The 2,031-nt window shown below is 33.3% G+C and carries 1 protein-coding gene and 1 pseudogene; both read right to left on the bottom strand.

All coding sequences use genetic code 11. The annotated features are described in order from the left end of the window. A pseudogene (locus AC1DTM_RS24020) lies at window positions 1–895 on the bottom strand (hypothetical protein); the annotation flags it as partial. After that, on the bottom strand, window positions 885–2,031 hold a 1,147-nt coding region (locus AC1DTM_RS24015; RefSeq protein WP_477001060.1), incomplete at its 5' end, for an AAA family ATPase. The gene AC1DTM_RS24015 and the pseudogene AC1DTM_RS24020, both read right to left, overlap by 11 nt.

Below are 2,031 nucleotides of genomic sequence, written 5' to 3'. Positions count from 1 at the left end.
TCATAATTGTTTTAACAGCTTGAAATTCATCTGACTTTTTCTTCTTTTCTCCTTCTAGTATTTCAATAGTTTTACGTACAAAACTTTCTGCTTCAAGTAAATAATAATAGAATTGCATCGTTTTAAATTTAAGAAATGCATTTTCAATACTATTTTTTTTCTCCTTAAATTTACGGTTGTAATATTTCGCATAAAGCTTTCTTTCTGTCATAATGGCAGTTTTTCTCGTTGTCTTCCGCTCTTTCGTTTCCCATTCATATTCGTGTACAAATTCCGCATTCGATTCTACTTTCTTAAAAATTTGTTTTATTCTTTTCATTTTTTGTGGCAACTTTCTTAACAGTACCAAATAAGAAGAATCTTCAATATCGCTAAGTGCTGAGAAAGTTTTCTTGTAATAACCTCTATCTAAAATTAACTCGTTTAAAATTGACTTCACATAATCTTGAATCATTTCAAATTGGTCATCAAAAAAGTTTTTAGGAACAACTTGAAACGCACCATAATAAGTTCTATCTTCTATACGCACTTCAAAATGGTATAAGCCACAGCGCCACGGATAAAAAAATTCAGTTTTTCCATGTTCATACACTAATACTCTTTGTTTTTTTTCATTTAATTCATATTGTGACTCTTTTATATTCTTTTGTCCCTCATATACTTTATTCCATATGAATGTAATATCCATTGGATTTTGATAATGGAAATGCAATTTCAGTGGTTTTAATTCCTGTACTTTATAAATACATTGAACTAATGCTGTAGTAGACGTACAAAGCCGGTTTAAAAGGATAAAATCGCCTTTCCCCTCAGTACCAATAATTAGCTTCAATACAAACGGGAGCGTTTCTTTCGTATCGACGATTGCTGTTTCATAACGCTCCTCATTTTGCATAGCCATACAGCTCCAGTTCTCTACGCTTTTGTCTTATATAAGCTAAAGAATGTTCAAATGTAGATACACGATTTGCAAGCGGAGACTGTAAAAGTGGTATCAATGTCGCTCCCCTTTTTGCTTCTTCAGAAAGTAGAGAGCCCACTGTCATTTCTGTCCCCCTTAATTTCGTTAATACACGTTGCTTTATTTGCAAATCAAAACCTTCTTCCCTGCTAATCATATAGGATTGATTATTTTGGAACGGTATATTTTGCAAATACGTAGCGATTGCGCTTGCACATCGGAAAGAAATTCCTTTTGATATATCGTGTGATGATAATACATCATGTAACTTATCCAATAACTCTAATTCCTCTTCAGTAAACACTTCGATCATCTCTTTATTCCTAAACCAATTGAGTCGAAATTCTCCCGTTGTTACTTTCAGCGGGGGTTGCTGAACAACTTTCTCATGTTCTATACTCATCTCGCAAAACGGAATTTTTTGTAATGTAATCAAATTTGTTCGATCTAATAATCGATCGGAAAGCTCTTTCGTCGTTTCATCAAAATTTACAGTGCCTACGAAAATAATATTCTCACCAATTTCCACTGAAGGTGGAATTTGATTTTCTATTTCTTGTACTTTCTCATACAAACTCAAAATACGATTTTTCTTTTCAAGTTGAAGAACAGATAGAAACGGAGTAAACCAATGCTCAATATGTGACATGYTCATTTCATCGAATACAATTATATACAACTGATTTGGGTTTTCTTTAGCCTTTAACAATGTCCGAACTAACTTCGTTTCACTTTCAATAAAATTACCATTCGGATGAAGGTAACCGAGAATATCATGTGGTTCTTGATACGATGGTGAAATCGGAATCCAAATTAATTCTTCACCATAACGTAACCCAAGTGCTTCTGCATAAGCTTGCACAAAGCGTGATTTCCCAACACCTGGTATACCACCAACAATTGTTAACATATTGGTTTTAATACTAATGTGAAAATTATATATATCTGTATCATCCAAATATAGCCCTTTATTACGAACCATACTTCGTACATACTGCAAAAAAGAGGATTCACGCTCATCCCATTCCCAGTCCTCCTTTTGCATTTTAATATCTTCTACTTCAACTAAC

Source organism: Bacillus sp. P4_D3, from assembly GCF_056401855.1.
The sequence above is the reverse complement of the archived record's forward strand: the minus strand, read 5'-3'. Positions and strand labels throughout refer to the sequence as shown.